The organism is Escherichia sp. E14S1 (assembly GCF_004211995.1).
Classification (GTDB): Bacteria; Pseudomonadota; Gammaproteobacteria; order Enterobacterales; family Enterobacteriaceae; genus Escherichia.
The window spans coordinates 1-1,238 of the sequence record NZ_RHJQ01000043.1; the positions used below are offsets into that span (position 1 = coordinate 1).

Here is a 1,238-nt window from a genome sequence, read left to right on the forward strand (position 1 = left end):
AATTTGGCCACCTGAATAGAGGTGATATCATCACCTCATAGTCAAAACAGGTGACATTATGACCGGACGTAACAGACGCAATTTTAGCCCCGAGTTTCGCCTCGAGGCTGCCCAGCTTGTACTCGATCAGCATTACACCGTTGCCGCCGCTGCCACTGCGATGAATGTCGGCAAATCCACGATGGATAAATGGGTTCGACAACTGAAAGAAGAGCGAGCGGGAAAATCACCCATAGCTTCACCCATGACACCTGAGCAGATTGAAATACGTGAGTTGAAGAAAAGACTTCAACGCGTTGAAATGGAAAGGGATATATTAAAAAAGGCTACCGCGCTCTTGATGTCAGACTCCCTGAACAATTCTCATTAGTTGAGAAACTCAGGGCGCGGTTTCCTGTTGCCGTTGTGTGCAACGTGTTTGGGGTTCATCGCAGCAGTTATAAATACTGGCGGCAGCCCAGGAAGCCTGACGCCACGAAAGTGGCATTACTGAGCCTTGTGCGTGAAGTTTATCACGAAAGTAACGGTTCAGCAGGAGCGCGAAGCATTGCCGCAATGGTCACCACCAAAGGTATAAAACTGAGCCGCTGGCGGGCAACAAAGCTGATGAAAGCGCTCAATATTATCAGCTGTCAGCAACCTGGCCATCGTTATAAGAAGGTGTCTAAGGAACACATTGAGATCCCTAATTATCTGGATCGCCAGTTTGCTGTTACCGAGCCTAATCAGGCTTGGTGCGGTGATGTGACTTATATCTGGACGGGAAAACGCTGGGCTTATCTGGCTGTTGTACTCGATTTGTTTTCCCGTAAACCGGTTGGCTGGGCGATGTCATTTTTCCCTGATTCCGCACTGACAGGTAAAGCCCTGTCGATGGCCTGGGAAGCACGGGGGAAACCGGCTAATTTACTGTATCACTCGGATCAAGGCAGTCACTATACCAGCAGGAATTTCAGACAGTTACTGTGGAGATATCAGATAAAGCAAAGCCTGAGTCGCCGGGGAAATTGCTGGGATAACAGCCCAATGGAACGGTTCTTCAGAAGCCTGAAAACAGAGTGGGTACCGGATAATGGCTACGCGAATTTTAGCGAAGCCAGCACGGCAATAACGAATTACATCACAGGATATTACAGCCAGCTCAGACCTCATCAATATAATGGTGGTTTGACGCCGAATGAATCAGAACGATTGTTCTGGAAAAACTCTAAAGCTGTGGCCAGTTTTTGTTGACCACT

General features: G+C 48.3%; 1 protein-coding gene. It reads left to right on the forward strand.

What is annotated here, in order from left to right; translation table 11 throughout:
• Positions 1–58: 58 nt before the first annotated feature.
• Positions 59–1,233 (forward strand): IS3 family transposase gene (locus tag D9734_RS23040; protein WP_130210855.1). Its coding sequence is split into 2 segments (ribosomal slippage): positions 59–317 and positions 317–1,233, totalling 1,176 coding nucleotides; the frame shifts between segments, so codons are not numbered across the junction.
• The last annotated feature ends 5 nt before the right edge of the window (positions 1,234–1,238 follow it).